Annotated in this window: 19 protein-coding genes and 1 pseudogene; 15 read left to right on the top strand and 5 right to left on the bottom strand. The window is 73.9% G+C overall.

The window, feature by feature from the left end; all coding sequences use genetic code 11:
* Positions 1 to 13: 13 nt before the first annotated feature.
* From ACIO5E_RS10265 to ACIO5E_RS10255, 3 genes are read right to left on the bottom strand one after another with little or no spacing between them, the layout of a single operon-like run.
* Positions 14 to 937: an ABC transporter permease gene (locus ACIO5E_RS10265; RefSeq protein WP_400665688.1), complete on the bottom strand. Its 924-nt coding sequence runs from the start codon at positions 935 to 937 to the stop codon at positions 14 to 16.
* A complete protein-coding gene (locus tag ACIO5E_RS10260; protein WP_400665686.1) occupies positions 897 to 1,766 on the bottom strand; it encodes an ABC transporter ATP-binding protein in 870 nt (289 codons plus the stop codon). Before ACIO5E_RS10260 ends, ACIO5E_RS10265 begins: the two co-directional genes overlap by 41 nt.
* Complete coding sequence (locus ACIO5E_RS10255; RefSeq protein WP_400665684.1) at positions 1,763 to 2,278, bottom strand: MarR family winged helix-turn-helix transcriptional regulator; 516 nt, start codon at positions 2,276 to 2,278, stop codon at positions 1,763 to 1,765. The genes ACIO5E_RS10260 and ACIO5E_RS10255 overlap by 4 nt, the downstream gene beginning before the upstream one ends.
* A 174-nt stretch (positions 2,279 to 2,452) precedes the next feature.
* Here ACIO5E_RS10255 and ACIO5E_RS10250 point away from each other — a divergent pair.
* Positions 2,453 to 3,016, top strand: a pseudogene (locus ACIO5E_RS10250) (GlxA family transcriptional regulator); the annotation flags it as partial.
* Between the two features lie 45 nt (positions 3,017 to 3,061).
* On the opposite strand, the gene ACIO5E_RS10245 reads toward ACIO5E_RS10250, so the two are convergent.
* Together ACIO5E_RS10245 and ACIO5E_RS10240 are read right to left on the bottom strand one after the other, a co-directional pair.
* Positions 3,062 to 4,516 (bottom strand): sensor histidine kinase, encoded by a 1,455-nt coding sequence (locus ACIO5E_RS10245; RefSeq protein WP_400666249.1) that lies wholly within the window; start codon positions 4,514 to 4,516, stop codon positions 3,062 to 3,064.
* A 53-nt stretch (positions 4,517 to 4,569) separates the two neighbouring features.
* Positions 4,570 to 5,286, bottom strand: a complete 717-nt coding sequence (locus ACIO5E_RS10240; protein ID WP_400665682.1) for a response regulator transcription factor — start codon at positions 5,284 to 5,286, stop codon at positions 4,570 to 4,572.
* A gap of 229 nt (positions 5,287 to 5,515) precedes the next feature.
* On the opposite strand from ACIO5E_RS10240, the gene ACIO5E_RS10235 reads away from it, so the two are divergent.
* The 14 genes from ACIO5E_RS10235 (at position 5,516) to ACIO5E_RS10170 (ending at position 18,912) form a co-directional block, all read left to right on the top strand.
* Entirely contained in the window at positions 5,516 to 6,871 is a 1,356-nt protein-coding gene (locus tag ACIO5E_RS10235; RefSeq protein ID WP_400665680.1) for a ferric reductase-like transmembrane domain-containing protein, read from the top strand.
* A 76-nt stretch (positions 6,872 to 6,947) separates the two neighbouring features.
* Positions 6,948 to 7,463, top strand: coding sequence for an FMN-binding protein (locus tag ACIO5E_RS10230; protein WP_400665678.1), 516 nt, complete (start codon positions 6,948 to 6,950; stop codon positions 7,461 to 7,463).
* Between the two features lie 30 nt (positions 7,464 to 7,493).
* A complete protein-coding gene (locus tag ACIO5E_RS10225) occupies positions 7,494 to 8,252 on the top strand; it encodes an FAD:protein FMN transferase (protein ID WP_400666246.1) in 759 nt (252 codons plus the stop codon).
* 174 nt (positions 8,253 to 8,426) lie between these two features.
* A complete protein-coding gene (locus ACIO5E_RS10220; protein ID WP_400665676.1) occupies positions 8,427 to 8,960 on the top strand; it encodes an EF-hand domain-containing protein in 534 nt (177 codons plus the stop codon).
* A 96-nt stretch (positions 8,961 to 9,056) separates the two neighbouring features.
* The gene (locus ACIO5E_RS10215) at positions 9,057 to 10,133 is read left to right on the top strand and encodes an isocitrate/isopropylmalate family dehydrogenase (protein WP_400665674.1); all 1,077 of its coding nucleotides are present in this window, start codon (positions 9,057 to 9,059) and stop codon (positions 10,131 to 10,133) included.
* Between the two features lie 83 nt (positions 10,134 to 10,216).
* Positions 10,217 to 10,867 carry a cysteine hydrolase family protein gene (locus ACIO5E_RS10210; RefSeq protein ID WP_400666244.1) on the top strand — a complete coding sequence of 217 codons (651 nt, stop codon included), beginning with the start codon at positions 10,217 to 10,219 and terminating at the stop codon, positions 10,865 to 10,867.
* The gene (locus ACIO5E_RS10205) at positions 10,816 to 11,703 is read left to right on the top strand and encodes an SAM-dependent methyltransferase (RefSeq protein ID WP_400665672.1); all 888 of its coding nucleotides are present in this window, start codon (positions 10,816 to 10,818) and stop codon (positions 11,701 to 11,703) included. The genes ACIO5E_RS10210 and ACIO5E_RS10205 overlap by 52 nt, the downstream gene beginning before the upstream one ends.
* Positions 11,704 to 11,798: 95 nt before the next feature.
* On the top strand, positions 11,799 to 12,812 hold the full coding sequence (locus ACIO5E_RS10200; RefSeq protein WP_400665670.1) for an SPFH domain-containing protein: 1,014 nt from the start codon (positions 11,799 to 11,801) through the stop codon (positions 12,810 to 12,812).
* Complete coding sequence (locus ACIO5E_RS10195) at positions 12,809 to 13,726, top strand: hypothetical protein (RefSeq protein WP_400665668.1); 918 nt, start codon at positions 12,809 to 12,811, stop codon at positions 13,724 to 13,726. Before ACIO5E_RS10200 ends, ACIO5E_RS10195 begins: the two co-directional genes overlap by 4 nt.
* An 87-nt stretch (positions 13,727 to 13,813) precedes the next feature.
* Positions 13,814 to 14,572 carry a DeoR/GlpR family DNA-binding transcription regulator gene (locus tag ACIO5E_RS10190; RefSeq protein ID WP_280681483.1) on the top strand — a complete coding sequence of 253 codons (759 nt, stop codon included), beginning with the start codon at positions 13,814 to 13,816 and terminating at the stop codon, positions 14,570 to 14,572.
* Between the two features lie 218 nt (positions 14,573 to 14,790).
* Positions 14,791 to 16,074 carry an extracellular solute-binding protein gene (locus ACIO5E_RS10185; protein WP_400665666.1) on the top strand — a complete coding sequence of 428 codons (1,284 nt, stop codon included), beginning with the start codon at positions 14,791 to 14,793 and terminating at the stop codon, positions 16,072 to 16,074.
* A 74-nt stretch (positions 16,075 to 16,148) separates the two neighbouring features.
* On the top strand, positions 16,149 to 17,078 hold the full coding sequence (locus ACIO5E_RS10180; RefSeq protein ID WP_400665664.1) for a carbohydrate ABC transporter permease: 930 nt from the start codon (positions 16,149 to 16,151) through the stop codon (positions 17,076 to 17,078).
* Positions 17,075 to 17,914 carry a carbohydrate ABC transporter permease gene (locus ACIO5E_RS10175; RefSeq protein WP_400665662.1) on the top strand — a complete coding sequence of 280 codons (840 nt, stop codon included), beginning with the start codon at positions 17,075 to 17,077 and terminating at the stop codon, positions 17,912 to 17,914. Before ACIO5E_RS10180 ends, ACIO5E_RS10175 begins: the two co-directional genes overlap by 4 nt.
* A 44-nt stretch (positions 17,915 to 17,958) precedes the next feature.
* Positions 17,959 to 18,912 (top strand): SIS domain-containing protein, encoded by a 954-nt coding sequence (locus ACIO5E_RS10170; RefSeq protein ID WP_400665660.1) that lies wholly within the window; start codon positions 17,959 to 17,961, stop codon positions 18,910 to 18,912.
* The last annotated feature ends 152 nt before the right edge of the window (positions 18,913 to 19,064 follow it).

Raw genomic sequence — 19,064 nt, 5'->3', positions numbered from 1 at the left:
TACGGGGTGGGGGTCAGCGGGCGAGGCGGGCGAGCAGGGCGGAGGCTGCGGTGATGCCGAGGACGGTGGCCCCGGCGAGGACGGCGAAGTCCAGCGGGAGGTTGGCGCGGGTGCCGATCAGGAGGCCGCGGAGGGCGTCGACCTGGTAGCTGAGGGGGTTGGCGCGGCTGACGGCCTGGAGCCAGCCGGGCATCAGGTCCACCGGGTAGAGGGCGTTGGAACCGAAGAAGAGCGGCATGGTGATGGCCTGGCCGATGCCCATCAGGCGGTCACGGGTGAGCACGATGCCGGCGATGGTCATCGAGAGGCAGGAGAAGAAGGCCGAGCCGAGCAGCACCGCGACCACGACGCCGAGCAGCCGCAGCGGGTTCCAGGTCATCGCGACCCCGAGCAGGGCGGCGATCACCACCACGACGACGGCCTGGATCACCGCCTTCACCCCGGCGGCGAAGGCCTTGCCGGTCACCAGTGCGGCGCGCGGGGTCGGGGTGACCAGCAGCTTGGTGAGCACCCCGGAATCCCGCTCCCAGATGATCATGATGCCGTAGAAGATCGCGATGAACATCGCGGACTGGGCGATGATCCCGGGGGCCAGGTAGTCCAGGTAGGGGATGCCGCCGGTCGGGATGGCCCTGAGCCGGGTGAAGGTCTCGCCGAAGATCAGCAGCCACAGCGCCGGCTGCACGGCCCGGGTGTAGAGCTCGGTGCGGTCGTGGCGCAGCTTCTGCAGCTCGACCGTGCACATCGCCAGCACCCGGGCCGGCACCAGCCGCCAGCCGGTGCGGGCGCGCGGCGGGACGAGCAGCAGGCCGAGGTCGGGGCGGGCGGGGGTCGCGGTGGCGGCACCGGTGCCGGTGCCGGTGCCGGTGCCGGTGCGGACGGCGTGGCCCGGGGGCTCAGCGGACGCGGGAGGCGGTGCGGCGGGTGCGGCGGACATCGCTGAACTCTCCTTCCGAGGACTCGTTGCGGGCCAGGTCGCGGCCCGCGAAGTGGCGGAACACGTCGTCCAGGCTGGGGGCGGTCTGCTGCGGGTCCTGCTCGCGGACCTGGGCCTTGAGCTCCTCCGGGGTGCCGAGCGCGCGGATCCGGCCGTGGTCCATGAGGGCGAGCCGGTCGCAGTACCAGTCGGCCTCGTCCATGTAGTGGGTGGTGACCAGTACGGTCATCCCGGTCGCCTGCCGGACCGCGTCGACGCACTCCCACACGCCGGTGCGGGCGATCGGGTCCAGGCCGATGGTGGGCTCGTCCATGACCAGCAGGCGCGGGGCGCTGACCAGGGCCTGCGCGAGTTCCAGGCGGCGCACCATGCCGCCGGAGTAGGTGCCGGCCATCCGGTCGGCCGCGTCGGTGAGGTCCACGGCGGCCAGCGCCTGGGAGACCCGCTCGCGGCGCTCGGCGTGCGGCACGTCGAAGACGCGGGCGAACAGCGCGACGTTCTCGCGGCCGGTCAGTCCGGAGTCCGCGGAGAGCTGCTGCGGCACGTAGCCGAGCAGCCGTCGGACCTCCATGCGCTGCCGGGCCGGGTCGTGGCCGAAGACCCGCACCATGCCGGCGCGGACCGGGAGCAGCGTGGTGATCGCGCGGATCGCGGTGGTCTTGCCCGCGCCGTTGGGGCCCAGCAGGCCGAAGACCTCGCCGGTGTGCACGGTCAGGTCGACGCCGTCGACGGCCCTGGTGCTCGCGCCCTTTCCGCGCCCGTGGTGGAAGGTGTACTCCAGGCCCCGGCAGACCACCGCCTCGCCGACGCCGTTCCCGGCGGACGTCATCGTTCCTCCTCTCCCGGCGGGTTGCGCAGGCCCGCCGCCACCGCACGCAGGGCGGGCAGCGCGGCCGCCAGCGCCGCCCGGTCCTCGGCGGGCAGCCCGGCCACCACCTCCCCGACCAGTGCGGTGCGGCGGGCCCGCCAGACGTCGAGGCGTTCGACGGCCTCACCGGTCGCGTACAGCAGGGCGGCCCGGCGGTCGGCCGGGTCCACCTCGCGGCGCAGCAGCCCCAGCGAGACCAGCTGGTTGACCAGCGTGGAGACGGAGTTGCCGGCCAGGCACAGTTCCTCGGCCGCGTCGGAGACCCGCAGCCCCGGCGAGTCGATGACCAGGCGCAGCAGTTCGATCTGCGCCCCGCGCAGCCTCGGCTCGGTCAGGCCCTGCCGCAGCCGGCGCCGGACCAGGCGCTGGATCCCGACCAGCAGGGCGGAGAGTTCGTCGGTCGCACCGGGGTCGTCGACCGGGCGGGGGTCGGGGGCCGGTGCAGAAGTGAGCGTTTCCGGTGTCGCACCCATACCTCCGATGTTAGCTCTCAGTGAGAGCTATTCGTCCTGGCGCCTCCCCCGCAGGCCCCCGCGGTGGCGCCGGTTCAGCCCAGCGAGGCCGGCGACTCCACGACCACGCCGTACAGGTCGCCGGTCGTCGCGAGGGCGCCGGCGTGGAGCTGGGCAGCGGTCACCTGGGCGCCCGTCGAGGTGGACGACCTGCGCCGTGTCCACCCGCTCACCGACCCGGCCGTGGTCGACCGGGTGCGCACGCTCGCCGGGCGCTCGCGCCGGGTCGCCTCGGTCTGCGTCGGCGCGCACCTGCTCGCCGCCGCCGGACTCCTCGACGGCAAGCGCGCCACCACCCACTGGTCGACCGCGGCGCAACTCGCCGCCGAGTACCCGGAGATCCAGGTCGACGCCGACCCGATCCTCATCCGCGAGGGCGACGTCTGGACGGGCGCGGGCATCAGCGTCTGCCTCGACCTCTCCCTCGCCCTGGTCGCCGAGGACTTCGGCGAGGCCCTCGCCCTGCGCGTCGCCCGCCAGCTCGTGATGTACCTCAAACGCCCCAGCGGCCAGAGCCAGTTCAGCGTCCCGCTGGAACCCGTCTCCCCCACCCGGCGGGTCGAGGAGCTGCGCCACCACGTCCTGCGCAACCTCACCGGCCGGCTCACCGTCCCCGACCTCGCCGCCCACGCCCACGTCAGCGAGCGGCAGTTGACCCGGATCTTCAAGACCGAGCTGGGCGCCACCCCGACCGAGTACCGCCACCGCTTCCGCACCACCGCGTCCGGCTAGGGCTGCCCGGGGTCAGGTCGGCAGCCGGACCGTGAACACGGTGCGCCCCGGCCGGCTGGCCGCGTCCACCTCGCCGCCGTGCGCCCGGACCACCGCCCGCACGATCGACAGGCCGAGTCCGGTCGACCCGGTCGAGCGCGAGCGTGCCCGGTCCCCCCGGACGAACCGCTCGAACATCCGCTCCACCAGCTCCGGCGCGATCCCCGGGCCGTCGTCGGCGACGGCCAGCCGCACCTCCTGCCCCGCGCGCTCCAGGCTCAGCTCGACCTCGGTACCGGGCGGGGTGTGGGTACGGGCGTTCGCCAGCAGGTTGACCACCACCTGGCTCAGCCGGTGCTCGTCCCCGCGGACCAGCACCGGCTCCTCGGGCAGTGCCAGGCGCCAGCGGTGCTCGGGACCGGCCGCCCGCGCGTCGGCCACCGCGCTCAGCGCGATCCGGGTCAGGTCCACCTCCGCGGCGGCCAGCGGCCGACCGGCGTCCAAGCGGGCGAGCAGCAGCAGGTCCTCGACGATCGCCCCCATCCGCACCGCCTCGGCGTCGATCCGCTCCAGCGAGTGCCGCACCGGCCCGGGCACCGCACCGGGGTGGCGCAGCGCGAGTTCGGCGTGGCCGCGGACCGCCGCGACGGGGGTGCGCAACTCGTGGCTGGCGTCGGCGGCGAACGCCCGCAGCCGCTCCTCGACCGCGTGCCGGCGGGCCAGGGCGTCGCCGACGTGGCCGAGCATCCGGTTGAGCGCCGCGCCGACCCGGCCGACCTCCGTGCGCGGGTCGTCGTCCGGCACCCGCTCGACCAGCGTGACGGCGCCGCTGGCGAGCGGCAGCGCGGCGACCCGCTCGGCCGTACCCACCACCCGCCCCAGCGGGCGCAGCGACCAGCGGACCCAGATCGCGCCGGCCGCCCAGGCGCCGGCCACGGCGATCGTGAAGACGGTCAGCTCCAGGGTCGCCAGCCGTTCCACGGTGTCCTCGGCCGGGCGCAGCGGCAGACCGCTGACCAGCACGTCGCCGTCCCGGCCAGCCACCGCGCGCACCCGGTAGTGGCCCTGCACCCGGCCCAGGTCGACGCTGCGGGCCGGCCCGCCGACCGGCAGTGCGGCCAGGGCCTGCTGCGCGGCCGGTGAGAGCGTCACCCGGTCGTCGGCGTTGGGCCAGTCCGCATCGTCGGCGTCCCCGTCGACCACGCCCGCCGCGGTGGCCCGGCCGTCGAGCAGCCGGACGCCCAGGGTGCCCGGGGTCTGCGCCCGGGTGTCGGTGCCGCCGCCCTGGCCGGCGTGTTCCAGGCTGGCGGCGTAGCGGCCGCCGGAGTCGGCGAGTTGCTGGTCCAGGCGGTCCACCAGGAAGTGGCGCAGCGCCGCCGTGGTCGCGAGGCCGACCGCGGCGCAGGTGACCACCAGCAGCACCAGCAGGCCGGCGATCAGCCGGGCCCGCAGCGTACGCGGCAGCAGCCGGGCGGCCCGGGTCCGCAGCGTGCGCGCGACCGGGCCGCCGCTCACCGGGCCGCCGCTCACCGGGTCCCTGGTCACAGGGCCGCCTTGATCAGGTAGCCGGCACCGCGCACCGTGTGGATCATCGGCATCCGGCCCGCGTCCAGCTTCTTGCGCAGATAGCTGATGTACAGCTCGACCACGTGCGCCTGCCCGCCGAAGTCGTACGACCAGACGGCGTCCAGGATCTGCGCCTTGCTGAGCACCTGCCGCGGGTGGTGCATGAGGTGGGCGAGCAGCGCGTACTCGGTCGGGCTGAGGTCGATCACCTCGCCGCCCCGGGTGACCTCGCGGGCCTGGTCGTCGAGCACGAGGTCGCCGAGCACCAGGGCGTGCGCGGGCGGCTGCCGCGACGCCCCCGGCGGGGCGGCGCGGCGCAGCAGTCCACGCAGCCGGACCACCACCTCGGCCAGGCTGAACGGCTTGGTCACGTAGTCGTCGCCGCCCGCCGCGATGCCTGCGATCCGGTCCTCGACGGCGTCCCGGGCGGTGAGGAAGAGCACCCGGACCTCGGGCTGCTCGGCGTGGATGCGGCGCAGCACCTCCATGCCGTCGAGGTCGGGAAGCATCATGTCGAGCACCACGGCGTGCGGGCGCCAGGCCGCCGCAGCCCGTACGGCGGCCAGGCCGGTGGTCTCGCCCACCGCCTGCCAGCCCTCGTAGCGGACCGCGCCGCAGACCACCTCCACCAGGTCCGGCTCGTCATCGACGACGAGGACCCGCCAGTCCTGCCGGTCGGCGCTGTCGTCCATGGTGCTCCCTCGGTGCGCGTGGTCGGCCGGGTTCATCCTGCCTGTCCCTGATGAGAAGGCCGTGAGACCCCGGGCCGCCCGTGGCGACCACCACATCCACTCTGACCTGCGACGACGTGCCCTAGAGGGGTGACGGCGGCGGGCCCGGTTCAGAACTGGTTCAGAGGTTCGGCTGCGATCGTGGTGCGCCCCGGCGGTGCTCGCCCGCCGGGCCCGAAGGAGGATCCCGATGGCCACCGCCGCCCCGCCGAGACCCGCCGCCCGCACGCACCGGGCGGCTCCCCGCCGGCCGGCCGCCGCCCGGCCGGCCGTGGTGCTGTGCCTGATCGCCGCCGGCGCGCTCGGCGTCCTCGCGCTGTGGTGGTCCGACACCCCGGTGGTCGCCGGCGCGGCCGCCTGGCTGACCGGGGCGGGCCGGATCACCGGTCTGCTCGCCGGGTACGCGGCGCCGGTGCTGCTCCTGCTGATGGCGCGGCTCCCGCTGCTGGAGCGCGGCGTCGGCGCCGACCGGCTGGCCCGCTGGCACGCCTTCGGCGGACGCTGGCTGGTGGCCATGGTGACGGTGCACGTGCTGTCGATCGTCTGGGGGTACGCGCTGACGGACGGTCGCGGCCTGCTCGGCGAGGGCGTCGAGCTCGTCCTCCACTACCCCGAGATGCTCAAGGCCTCGCTGGCCACCCTGCTGATGCTGGGCACCGGCGCGGTGTCCGCCCGGGCCGCCCGGCGCCGCTTCTCGTACGAGGCCTGGTACTACCTGCACCTGGCCACCTACCTCGCGGTGGCGCTGGCCTTCGGCCACCAGCTGGCCACCGGTGCCGACCTCGGCGACGGCCCGGCCCGCGCCGCCTGGTACGCCCTCTACCTCGGCACCGCCGCCCTGCTCGGCTGGTACCGGCTGGCGCGGCCGTGGCTGCTCGACCGCCGGCACCGCCTGCGGGTGGCCGAGGTCCGTCCGGAGGGGCCGGACGTGGTGTCGCTCTTCCTGACCGGCCGGCGGCTGAACGAACTCCGGGCCGAGCCGGGCCAGTTCTTCCGCCTGCAGTTCCAGGCGCCCGGTCTGCGGTGGGCCGCCAACCCGTACTCGCTGTCCGCGCCGCCGCGCCCGGACTTCCTGCGCTTCACGGTCAAGGACCTCGGCGGACACAGCGCCGCCGTGGCAACGCTGCGCCCCGGCACCCCGGTGCGCGCCGAGGGCCCGTACGGGGCGTTCACCGGGCGGCTGCAGCGGCGGCGCCGGGTGCTGTTGCTCGGGGCGGGGGTGGGGATCACCCCGTTGCGGGCGCTGTTCGAGACGCTGCCGGGCGAGCCGACCCTGGTCCAGCGGGCCGGGCGCCCGGAGGACGTGCTGTTCCGGGCCGAGCTGGCGGAGGTCGCCCGACGGCGGGGCGCCGTGGTGCACGAACTGGTCGGCCCGCGGGAGCGGATCGGCGACCTCGGCACCGCGCTCGCCCGGCTCGTCCCCGACCTCGCCGAGCACGAGGTCTACCTGTGCGGGCCGGACCCACTGGCCGAGGAGGCCGTCCGCTCGCTGCGGGCCGCCGGAGTACGGGCGGGGCGCATCCACCGCGAGTCCTTCGTGCTCTGAACCCGACGAGCCCGCCCGATCCGCCCCTCCGTTCCGCCCGTCCGATCCGCCCCTCCGGACCCCCGAGGAGTCCCCCATGCGCCGAGCCGTCGTCACCAGCGCCGCCACCGCCGCCGGAGTCGTCCTGCTGCTCTCCCTCAAACCGCACGACGCCGCCGGGCCCACGCCGGTGATCAGCTCCACCGGCGGGTCCGGCAGCTCGTCAGGCGCTGCCGCAGGCTCCGCCGGGGCCGCCTCGGGAGCCTCCGACGCCTCCGCGGCGCCGTCGGGCTCCGCCTCCGCACCCGCCGCGTCCGGTGCGGGCGGTGCGGGCGGCACCCGGAAGGTCACCGGAGACGCCGTGAACACCCGCTACGGGCCGGTCCAGGTCGAGGTCACCCTCGCCGGCAGCCGGATCACCGCCGTCGACGTCGTCAAGTACCCCACCGAGGACCGCCGGGACCGCGCGATCAACAGCACCGCGCTGCCGCTGCTCAACCAGGAGGCGATAGCCGCGCAGAGCGCCCAGGTCGACGTGGTCAGCGGCGCGACCTTCACCAGCGACGGCTACGTCCGTTCCCTGCAGAGCGCGCTCGACCGCGCCGGGCGGTGAGGCGTGGTGCTCCGCCACGCCGAGCCCGTCATGGGCACCGTCTTCTCGATCGCCGTCCGCGATCCCGGCCCGGACACGCCGGCCGTCCTGCGCCGGATCGCCGACCGGCTGCACCGGATCGACGCGGTGTTCTCGCCCTACCGGCCGGACAGCGACATCAGCCGCCTCGACCGCGGCGAACTCGCCCTCTCCGCCTGCGATCCCGAGGTCCACACCGTCCTGGCGGCCTGTCGCGAGGTCGCCGCGCAGACCGACGGCTACTTCACCGAGCGGCCCGGCGACCGGCTCGACCCCAGCGGCTGGGTGAAGGGCTGGGCGGTCGAGGAGGCGGCTGCCCTGCTGCGCGCCTCCGGGGCGCGGCAGTACTGCGTCAGCGGCGGCGGGGACGTGCAGACCGCCGGCGGGCCCTGGCGGATCGGCGTCGCCCACCCGCTGCGGCCGGCCTCGCTCGCCGCCGTCCTGGGCGGCGACGACCTCGCGGTGGCCACCTCCGGCACCGCCGAGCGCGGTGCGCACATCCTCGACCCGCACACCGGCCGCCCGGCGCTCGGCCTCGCCTCGCTGACCCTGGTCGGCGCCCCCGGCACCGGCATCGCCCACACCGACGCCTGGGCCACCGCCGCCTTCGCCATGGGCCCCGACCGCGCGCTCGCCTGGGCCGCCCGACGCCCCGGCGTCGAGGCCCTCGCCGTCCTGCCCGACGGCTCCAAGCGCTGGACGCCCGGTCTGCCCCGGCACCTCCCACCCGCCGGCCCCGCCGACTGGCAGCCGACCGCCCCGGCGGCCTGACCTGGGCCCCTTACGCCAACTGACCTCCAAGACCCGTCAGTTCACTCCATCAGGTGAAGAACGCGATCATGACTCGTCCGCCCCGACCCCGGTGGCCGATAGTGGGACACCAATCGGACGCGGACCATCCGCTCCCACCCGAACGCGTGAACGCACGGAAAGAGGTAGTGGCGCATGCTCACCGAGGCCACCCGGCGGATCGACCTCGTCTTCGCCCTGTTCGACGCCAACCGCAACGGCGTCGTCGAGGCCGACGACTTCGCCCTGATGACGGACCGCGTGGTGGCGGCCGCCGCCGACTCGGACGAGGCCGCGAAGACCGCGATCCGCGCCGCCTTCCAGCGCTACTGGACCACCCTGGCCACCGAGTTGGACACCAACGGCGACGGCGTGATCAGCCGCGAGGAGTTCAGCGGCTTCGTGCTCTCGCCCGAGCGCTTCGCCCCCACCGCCGGCGAGTTCGCCGACGCGCTCGCCGCACTCGGCGACCCGGACGGCGACGGCCTCATCGAGCGCCCCCGGTTCGTGGCACTGATGACCGCGATCGGCTTCGAACGCGCCAACATCGACGCTCTCTTCGACGCCTTCAGCCCCACCCCCGAGGACCGCGTCACGGCCGCCGCCTGGGCCGCCGAGATCCGTGATTTCTACGCCCCGGACAAGGGCGGCATCCCAGCCGACCTCCTGGTCGGCACCCTCGCCGCCTGACCCGGACCTCGCCCGATCAGGGCCGGGCCAGATCGGAGGCCCCGCCCGGCCCGGGCCGCCCCCGACCGCAACCGGACGCACCAGCGAAGGAGCAAGGTGGAACCTGTCGTCGCACTCGCCGTGGGCAGGGGAACGGGCGCGGAACTCGCGACCGTCTTCGAACGGACCCTGAGCCGGATCGCGAGCCTGTACGACACCGGGATCGAGCTCGTCCGCTCCCCTCGGACCTACCACTCCTACGTGTCGCTCAAGGAGGAGGTGACGGACACCGAGCAGATCCGGCGACTCACCGAGGAGGACGCCGCGCACTACGAGCGGTTCTGCCGGGAGCAGGCCCGGCGCGGCACACCGGCCGTCTTCCGCACGGCCATGAACGCCCAGTCGCTCTACCTGGTGCGCCAACGCCTGCAGGCCGTCAAGGTCGAGCCGATCGCCGCCGGCGACGCCGCCCTGCTGCTGGTCCGGGACGAGGCCCAGGGCTTCTACACCGGGGAGAACCTGCACTCCCCCGGCGTGGTCACCCGCACCATGGAGTTCAGCCGGGAGATCACCGCGAAGGTCCTCGAATTCGCCCTCCGGCGCGCCCGGCGGGAGTGGCCCGACCACGGACCGGCCCAGATCGTCATGGCCTACAAGTTCCACCTGCTGGACGGCGCCCTGGACCGCTGGGTCTCCGAGATCTCCCGCCGACTCGGCGTGGAGGTACGGCTGTTCCAGCCCGACACGGTGAACCGCAACCTGATCACGCACGGCCTCGCCGACCGCACGGTGATCGTGGCGGGCAACGAGTGGGCCGACATCATGCACGTCGTCCTGCTCGACCGGTTCGGCGCCGATCGGCAGGAGAACCGCTGCACGGAGAACGTCCATCTCCACCCGGAGCTACGGGAGTTGGTCGAGTACCAGACCGTGCACGGATCCGCCGACGACCTCGCCGGGAAGGACACCGTCAACCCCACCGCCACCCTGCGCGCCGCCGCGCTGATCGCCCAACGACACGCGGGCTGCCCGGGTGCCGTGGCCGCCGTCGAGCAGGCACTGCACGCCGCCGAGGAGCAGGGCGTCCGCACGCCCGACCTCGGCGGACGGCACTCCACCAGCGCCGTGGTCGACGCGGTGCTCGCCGCACTCGACGGCCGGGCCCCCGACACCGCGCCGACGGCCCGGCCGTGAGCGCCACGACGGACCGGCCCGCGACGGAGCGCGACGCGACGGGCGGCGCCTCCACGGACCACCCCACGACGGACCGGACCGCGCTGGTCGTCGTCGACCTGCAGAACGACTTCTGCGCCGGCCCGGTCGCCGCCGCCCGCTACCCCGGCGACCCGGCGCGGCTCGCCACCGTGGCGGCGAACACCGCCCGCGCCGTCGAGGCCGCCCGGGCGCACGGCATCGAGGTCCTCCACGTCCGCTTCCTCGGCGACCCCCAGCACCAGGGCGCCAGTTGGCGCCACCGCGACGCGGCCCTCGGCAAGCGCCCCAAGTGCCTGGACGGCAGCTGGGGCGCCGAGTTCCACGCCGTGGCGCCCGCGCCCGGCGAGGCCGTCTTCACCAAGCTCGCCTGCTTCGACGCCTTCCTCAGCGACGGCTTCGAGGCCCACCTCGCCCGCCGCGACGTCCACCACCTGGTGTTCACCGGCGTGTTCGCCGACGTCTGCGTCGACAGCTCCGCGCGCACCGCCTTCCAGAAGGGCTTCCACGTGACGGTGCTCAGCGACTGCACCGCCGCCCTGCACCTGGCCGACGACACCGTCCTGCAGTTCATGCGCCGGGTCTACGGCGCCCGCGTCACCACCCACGACCGATCCGCCGTCTGGTCACGGCTCCCCGAAGTCTCCGAACAGCAGGAGGGACCATGGCCGCCGCGGCCCGAACCCGTACCGGCGTCGACGAGGGCGTCGGACTGACCGCCCTGATGGTCGCCGCCGCCCGGGCGATCGAGACCCACCGTTCCGACGCCCTCACCCGGGACGACTACGCCGAGCACTTCGTCCGCGCCGCCCCGGCGACCGCGGACTGGCCGCTCCACCCCCGGGACGTCCCGGACGGCGAGGCCGACCCGCTCTGGGGGCGGCTCGGTCGCTACCTCGCCCTGCGGACCAGGGCGTTGGACGACCAGTTGCTCTGGTCCGCCCACCTCGGCGCCCGCCAGGTGGTCCTGCTCGGCGCCGGCCTGGACTCCCGGGCCTTCCGGCTCGACTGGCCGCCCGGCCTGGCCGTCTTCGAACTCGACCGGCCCGAGGTCCTCGCGTTCAAGCAGCGCGTCCTCGACCGGCTCGACGCCCGGCCCACGGCGCGCCGCGTACCCGTGGCCGTCGACCTGCGCCTCGACTGGGCCGACGCCCTCGCCTCGGCCGGCTTCGACCCCGCCGAGCCGACCGCCTGGCTCGCCGAGGGCCTGCTGCCCTATCTGTCCGGCGCCGCCGAGCGGCGGCTCGTCGCCACCGTCGACCGCCTCAGTGCCGCCACCAGCACCCTGGCGTACGAGGCCGTGATCGGGCCGGAGTCCGCGGCGGTCCGCGGCAACCCCGTCTACACCGCGGCCCGTGAGCGGATCGGCGTCGACCTGCTCGCCCTGTTCGACGCCGACCCCCGCCCCGACACCACCGCCGATCTCACCGCCCGCGGCTGGTCCACCACCTCCCACACCCCGTTCGAGTTCACCCGCCACTACGGTCGCGGCCCCCGCCCCGAACCCCACGACGCCCTCGCCGCCAACCGCTGGGTCTTCGCCACCAGGTGACGCCCCGCCCGACGGGCCACACCTACTTTTCGTCATCTTGACGAGATCCGATCGGCGCCTTTATCGTCTTCATGACGAGAAGAGGTGCCGATCCCATGGCCGACATCACCCGACGCTTCGGGCTGCGTCACCTGCGCGCCGCCCCCACCGCCCACATCCGCCACCTGCACCGCGGCAAGGCCGCCCACGACGGCACCGGACTGGCCTTCTGGTTCCGCCCGCTCGCCGCCCCCCTCTCCGAGGTGCCGGTGGACGACCGCGAGCTCGCCATGCTCTTCCACGCCCGCACCTCCGACTTCCAGGACGTCACCGTCCAGGCCACGCTCACCTACCGGATCACCGAGCCCGCCATCGCCGCGAACCGGGTGGACTTCGGCATCGACCCGGACACCGGCGCCTGGCGCTCGGCCCCGCTGGACCAGCTCGCCACCCTGCTCACCGAGACCGCCCAGCAGCACGCGCTCGGCCTGCTCGCCCGCACCCCGCTGGCCACCGCCCTGGTCGACGGCGTCAGCGCCGTGCGCGAGCGGATGGCCACCGGTCTCGCCGCCGAAGCCCGGATCACCGAGACCGGGCTCGCGGTGATCGCCGTCCGGGTCGTCGCGCTGCGCCCCGAGCCCGAGGTGGAGCGGGCGCTGCGCACGCCCGCCCGGGAACTGGTCCAGCAGGAGGCGGACCGGGCCACCTTCGAGCGGCGCGCCGTCGCCGTCGAGCACGAACGCGGGATCGCCGAGAACGAGCTCGCCAACCGGATCGAGCTCGCGCGCCGGGAGGAGCAGTTGCTCGCCCAGCAGGGTGCCAACAGCCGGCTCCAGGCCGAGGAGCAGGCGGTCGCCGACCGGGTCCGCACCGAGGCCGAGGCCGAGCGCCGCACCCGGCTGGCCTCCGCCGAGGCGGACGCCGCCCGCGCCCTCGGCGACGCCCGCGCCGCCGCCGAGGCGGCCTGGCTCACCGCCCACCAGCAGGCCGACCCGGCCGTCCTGCGGGCCCTCGCCCTGATGCGGCTCGCCGAGCACCTGCCGCACATCGACAGCATCACCCTCACCCCCGACGTGCTGACCGGACTGCTGGCGAAGCTCGGCGCCCCGACCGGCGGGGCCGAGCGGTGAGCCTCGCCCCGAGGGCGGTCCTGGTGCACCGCCGTACCGAGTACGAGGAGTTGCTCGCCCACCACGGCACGCCCGGGCAGGCTGCGTTCTTCCTGTCCTCCCGCGGCCGCTCGGTCGACGAGGTGGAGCAGCGCCACCACCGGCAGGCCGCGGCCCTGGCCCGGGCCGCGGCCGCCGTACCGCTGGACTGGCGGCGCACCCGGGTCGAACGGACCGACCTGCCGCGCTTCCTGTTCGAGCCGGAGGACGTGGTGGTCGTGGTCGGCCAGGACGGACTGGTCGCCAACGCCGCCAAGTACCTGGACGGGCAGCCGGTGATCGGCGTCGACGCCGACCCGGGCCGCAACCCCGGCATCCTGGTCCGGCACCGCGCCTCCGCGCTCGCCGTCCTGCTGCCCGCCACCGTCGCCCGCGGCGCGGACCGGCACGTCGAGGAGCGCACCATGGTGGAGGCGGTCGCGGACGACACCCAGCGGCTGCTCGCGCTCAACGAGGTGTACGTCGGCCAGGCCGGCCACCAGACCGCCCGCTACCGGCTGGCGGTCACCGGGGACGCGGTGCTCACCGGGGAGGGGGCCGAGCCGCAGGCCTCGTCGGGCGTCCTGGTCGGTACCGGCACCGGCGCGACCGGCTGGTGCCGCTCCGCCTGGCTGGAACGCGGCGGCCCGCTCGCCCTGCCGGAGGCCGCGGCACCGGCGCTCGCCTGGTTCGTCCGCGAGGCCTGGCCCTCCCCCACCACCGGCACCAGCCGGGTGCACGGCGTGCTGGACGCCGGCCACCGCCTGGTGCTGACCGTCGAGTCCGAGCGGCTGGTCGCCTTCGGCGACGGCATCGAGGCGGACGCGCTGGAACTGACCTGGGGCCAGAGCGTCCGGATCGGCGTGGCCCAGAACCGGCTGCGCCTGGTGGTCTAGCACGAACCGCGACCCGGGACGAGGAAGTTACGCACCCGCCCTGCGGGCGGACGACGGGAGTGTGAAGACGGGCCCTAGACTTCCGCCATGCTCAAAGCCGACCGCACCGCCCGGATCCTGTCGCACATCACCGAGGCGGGCAGCGCCGACGTGCACGAGTTGGCCGGGCTCCTGGAGGTGTCGCCGGCCACCGTCCGCCGCGACCTGCAGGAACTGCACGACCAGGGACTGCTGCACCGCACCCGGGGCGGGGCGGTCACCGGCGCCGTGAACCTCGAACTGCCGCTGCGCCACAAGCACGGGAAGCGGCAGGCGGAGAAGCGGCGGATCGCCCTCGCGGCCGAGCGCCTGGTGCCGGACGGCGCCGTGGTGGGCCTGACGGGCGGCACGACGACGAGCGAGCTGGCCCGGGTGCTGGCCGAGCGCAGCGGGATCACCATCGTGACCAACGCCGTCAACATCGCGGCCGACCTCATCGTCCGACCGGAGATCCGCCTGGTGGTGGTCGGCGGCATCGCCCGGACGACCAGTTACGAGCTGGTCGGGCCGGCCGCCGACCGGATGCTCGCCCAGTACCACCTGGACATCGCGTTCATCGGCGTGGACGGCCTGACCGCCCAGGAGGGCTGCACGACGCACGACGAGATGGAGGCGCAGACCGACCGCGCGTTCATGCGCAGCAGCGCACGGTCGGTCGTCCTGGCGGACAGCACCAAGATCGACCGGGTCACCTTCGCCAAGATCTGCCCGCTCGACGAGGTGCACGACCTCGTCACCGACGACGAGGCGACGGTGTCCCAGGAGCAGGCGATCGCCGCCTGCGGGGTGCGGGTTTCGCGCGTCTGACCTGTTCACACGGGGCGCCCGGCCGGATTCTCCCGGCCGGGCGTTCTGTTGTGCCGTCAGTTGGCATGCAACGGTCCGATAACGACATCCGGACGACACCTCGACCCGCCGGTCCGCCTCGTGAATACTGCCCGACGCAGCAAGCTCTTTCGAATCTGCTCAGAACAAGCTCTTTTCAAGCATTTTGGATCAAGCGGCGTGCAAAGGCGGTAACTGCGGTGAACAAGCGTGTACGTGCCCTCTCGACGATGTGTGCCGCCGGCGCCCTCGCCCTCACGGCGTGCGGCGGCGGCAGTGGCAGTGGCAGTGACGGCGGCAGCGCCGCGGGCGGCAGTGTGACGCTCAAGCTCGTCGCCGCCGACTACGGCGAGAAGGAGTCCAACAGCTCGAAGACCTACTGGAACGGCGTCGCCACCGCGTTCACCGCGGCCAACCCCGGCATCAAGGTCGACGTCCAGGTGGTCAACTGGAACGACATCGACACGCAGGTCAAGACGATGATCCAGAGCGGCAACGTGCCGGACGTCCTGCAGACCGGCGGCTACGCGGACAAGGTCGCCGACGACCTCCTCTACAAGGCCGAGGACGTGCTGTCGGCCGACACCCGGGCCGACTTCATCCAGACCTTCGCCCAGGCCGGGCAGGTCAACGGCGTGCAGTACGGCATCCCGTTCGTCTCCTCCGCCCGCGCCCTGTTCTACAACAAGACCGTCTTCCAGCAGGCCGGCATCACCCAGCCGCCCACCACCTGGGACGAGGTGCGCAAGGACGCCGAGCTCATCAAGGCCAAGGCCCCCGGGGTCACCCCGTACGCACTGCCGCTGGGCCCGGAAGAGGCCCAGGGCGAGAGCATGATCTGGGAGCTCGGCAACGGCGGCGGCCCCACCGGCAAGGACGGCGGGTACACCCTCGACAGCCCGGCCAACGTCGACACCTTCCGCTGGCTCAGGACCAACCTCGTCGACCCCGGCCTGACCTACGCCAACCCGGCCACCACCGACCGCAAGACCGCGTTCGCCGACTTCGCCGCGGGCAAGGCGGGCATGCTCGACGGCCACCCCTCGCTGATCCAGATGGCCAAGGACGGCAAGGTCGACTACGGCGTCGCGCCCATCCCGGGCAAGTCGGCCCCGCTCGCCTCCACCCTCGGCGTCGCGGACTGGATGATGGCCTTCAAGAAGAACGGCCACCGCGACCAGATCAGGAAGTTCCTCGACTTCGCGTACTCCAAGGAGAACACGCTCGCGTTCGACGAGACCTACAACCTGATGCCGGTCACCCAGAGCACGCTGCACGAGATGACCGCCAGCGGCAAGCACCAGGACCTCGAACCGTTCTTCGCCCTCCTGCCGCAGGCCGCCTTCTACCCGCTCGGCGACACCACCTGGGACGCGGTCTCGGCCGAACTGAAGAAGAGCATCGGCACCGCCGTCACCGGCGACCCGGCCAAGGTGCTCGGCGACCTGCAGAAGAAGGCCAAGGACGCCGTCGCGAACAAGTAGCCCGCACCCCGGCACCGGCCGTCCCGCCGCGCCCGGACGGCACCCTCCGCGCTCCGCCCGAAAGGCACCCTGCGTTGTCCCTCAACTCCCCCGCCCGCAAGGCCGCCAGGCCCGGCCGGCGCGCATCGACGGGTTCGAGCCCGGGCAGGCTCGGACCGCTGCCGTGGATCGCCCCCGCCGTCCTGCTGATCCTGTGCGTCGTCCTGTGGCCCGTCTACGAGATGGTCCGAACCTCGTTCCTGCGGATCAGCACCAGCGGGTTCGTCCGCGGCTCCGCCGGGCTGGACAAGTACCGCAAGCTCTTCGGCGAGGCCGACCTCGGCCACGTGCTGATCTCGACGGTGGTCTGGACGGTCGCCGTCGTCGGCCTGACGATGCTGCTCTCGCTCGGCCTGGCCCAGCTGTTCAACCAGCGGTTCCCGGGGCGACGGTTCGCCCGCTGGGCCCTGATCGCCCCCTGGGCCGCGTCCGTCCTGATGACCGCCATCGGCTTCCGGTGGATGCTCAACCAGACCGCCGGGGTGCTCAACACCGCGCTGACCGACCTCGGCCTGGTCGACGGCCCCCGGGACTGGCTCGGCGATCCCTCGACCGCCTGGCCCTGGATGGTCTTCGTCGCCGTCTTCGTCTCGCTGCCGTTCACCACCTACACCCTGCTCGCCGGGCTGCAGACCGTCCCCGGCGAGGTGTACGAGGCGGCCAGGGTGGACGGCGCCTCCCCGTGGCAGGCGTACCTGCGGATCACCCTGCCGCTGCTGCGCCCGGCCTTCCTGGTCGGCGTCGTGATCAACCTGATCAACGTCTTCAACTCCTTCCCCGTCATCTGGGGCATGACCCAGGGCGGCCCGGGCAGTGCGACGGCCACCACCACGGTGTTCATGTACCAGCTCAAGAACACCGACATCGGCGAGTCCGCGGCCATGTCGGTGGTCAACTTCGCCTTGGTGGTGCTGATGGTGCTGGTCTTCCTCAAGGTCAGCCGCTGGAACGGGGAGGAGCGTTGACGGCCCGCCCGCCCGGGCGGCGGATCCGGCCGCGCACCCTGGTCGTGGCGGCGGTGGCCTGGCTGCTGGCGGCGGTCTTCCTGCTGCCGTACCTGGAGATGGCCGTCACCGCGCTGCGCCCGGCCGACGAACTGCGCGACGCGACGTACCTGCCACGGCACTTCGCCTGGTCCAACTTCGTCGACGTCTGGCGCGACTCGACCCTCGGCGACAACCTGAAGGTCACCCTGCTGGTCGCCGGCGGCTCCACCGTGCTGGCGCTGCTGGTCGCGCTGCCCGCCGCGTACTACACCGCCCGGATCAGGTACCGGGGCCGCAAGCTCTTCCTGCTCCTCGTCCTGGTCACCCAGATGTTCCAGCCGACCTCGCTGCTGGTGGGCCTCTACCGCGAGTTCTACCAGCTGGACATGCTCAACTCGGTCTGGACGCTGATCCTCTGCAACGCCGCCTTCAACCTGGCCTTCGCCGTCTGGATCCTCACCGCCTACATCGGCTCCATCCCGGTCGAGTTGGAGGAGGCCGCGATGATCGACGGCCTCGGCCGGCTCGGTGCGCTGCGCCGGGTGGTCCTGCCGCTGGCCTTGCCCGGCGTCGTCACCGCGCTGATCTTCACCTTCATCTCCGCCTGGAACGAGTTCGTGATGGGCCTGACCCTGTCGACGGCCCCGAAGAGCCAGCCCCTCACCGTCGGCATCAACGGCTTCATCGGCAACTACACCGTGGAGTGGAACTACCTGTTCGCCGGGTCGGTCGTCGCGATCGTGCCGGTCGTGGTGCTGTTCGCCGTCATCGAGCGGCACGTGGTCTCCGGACTGACCGCCGGATCGGTCAAGTAGCCCGACCCGCCTCCAGCCTGGCATCCCTTCCGAAGGAGTCGCCCATGACCTCCACCATGCCCTCCCACACCTCCACCGAGATCGCCTCGCAGCCCGAGTGCTGGCGCCGGGCCGCCGACTCCCTGCCCCGGTACGCCCCCGCGCTGCCGCGCCGGGGCGAGCGGGTCGCCGTCACCGGCTGCGGCACCTCCTGGTTCATGGCCCAGGCCTACGCGGCGCTGCGCGAGAGCGGCGGCCACGGGGTGACGGACGCGTTCGCCGCCTCGGAGTTCCCGCCCGGACGCGGCTACGACCGGATCCTGGCCATCTCCCGCTCCGGCACCACGACCGAGGTGCTGGACCTGCTCGACCGGGCCCGCGCCGCCGGAGTGCCCACCTCCGCCATCACGGCCGATCCCGCCACCCCGGTGATGGCGGTGGCCGACACCGTCGCCGTCCTGCACTTCGCCGACGAGCGGTCGGTGGTGCAGACCCGCTTCGCCACCACCGTGCTCGCCCTGCTCCGGGCCCACCTGGAGGCCGAGGGCGCCCTGCCGGACGGGGTCCGCCCGCTGGCCCGGGCGGTGCAGGACGCCGGGCGGGCCGTCGCGGCACCCCTGGCCGCCGAGGTGCGCGGCGCCGAGCAGTTCACCTTCCTGGGCCGCGGCTGGACGTACGGGCTGGCGCTGGAGGCCGGGCTGAAGATGCGCGAGGCGGCCGGCGCCTGGACCGAGGCGTACCCGGCCATGGAGTACCGGCACGGGCCGATCAGCATCACCGCGCCGGGCCGGGTGGCCTGGGCGTTCGGCCCGCTGCCCGCCGGGCTGACCGAGGACATCACCCGGGTCGGCGGCCTCCTGGTCGCCGACTCCGGCGACGCCACGGCCGACCTGGACCCGCTGGCGGACCTCGTCCGGGCCCAGCGGCTGGCCGTCGCGATCGCCGAGGCGCGCGGCTTCGACCCGGACCGGCCGCGCCACCTCACCCGGTCCGTCGTCCTGCGGGGTCACCCCGCGTAACCACCCCGCGCGACCACCTGCTCAACCCCCTGCGTGACCACCGGGACGCCGGCGGGCGCGGGCCCGACGTGCCGTCAAGGACCGCACCGCCATTGACATGTACCGGAAGTCGCCGTGAATGTTGCTTGTGAATCCCCACGTTCAAGCAGCTT

This window comes from Kitasatospora sp. NPDC087314 (assembly GCF_044744365.1).
Classification (GTDB): domain Bacteria; phylum Actinomycetota; class Actinomycetes; order Streptomycetales; family Streptomycetaceae; genus Kitasatospora.
Note: the sequence above shows the minus strand (reverse complement) of the source record. Positions and strands in the feature narration are given on the sequence as shown.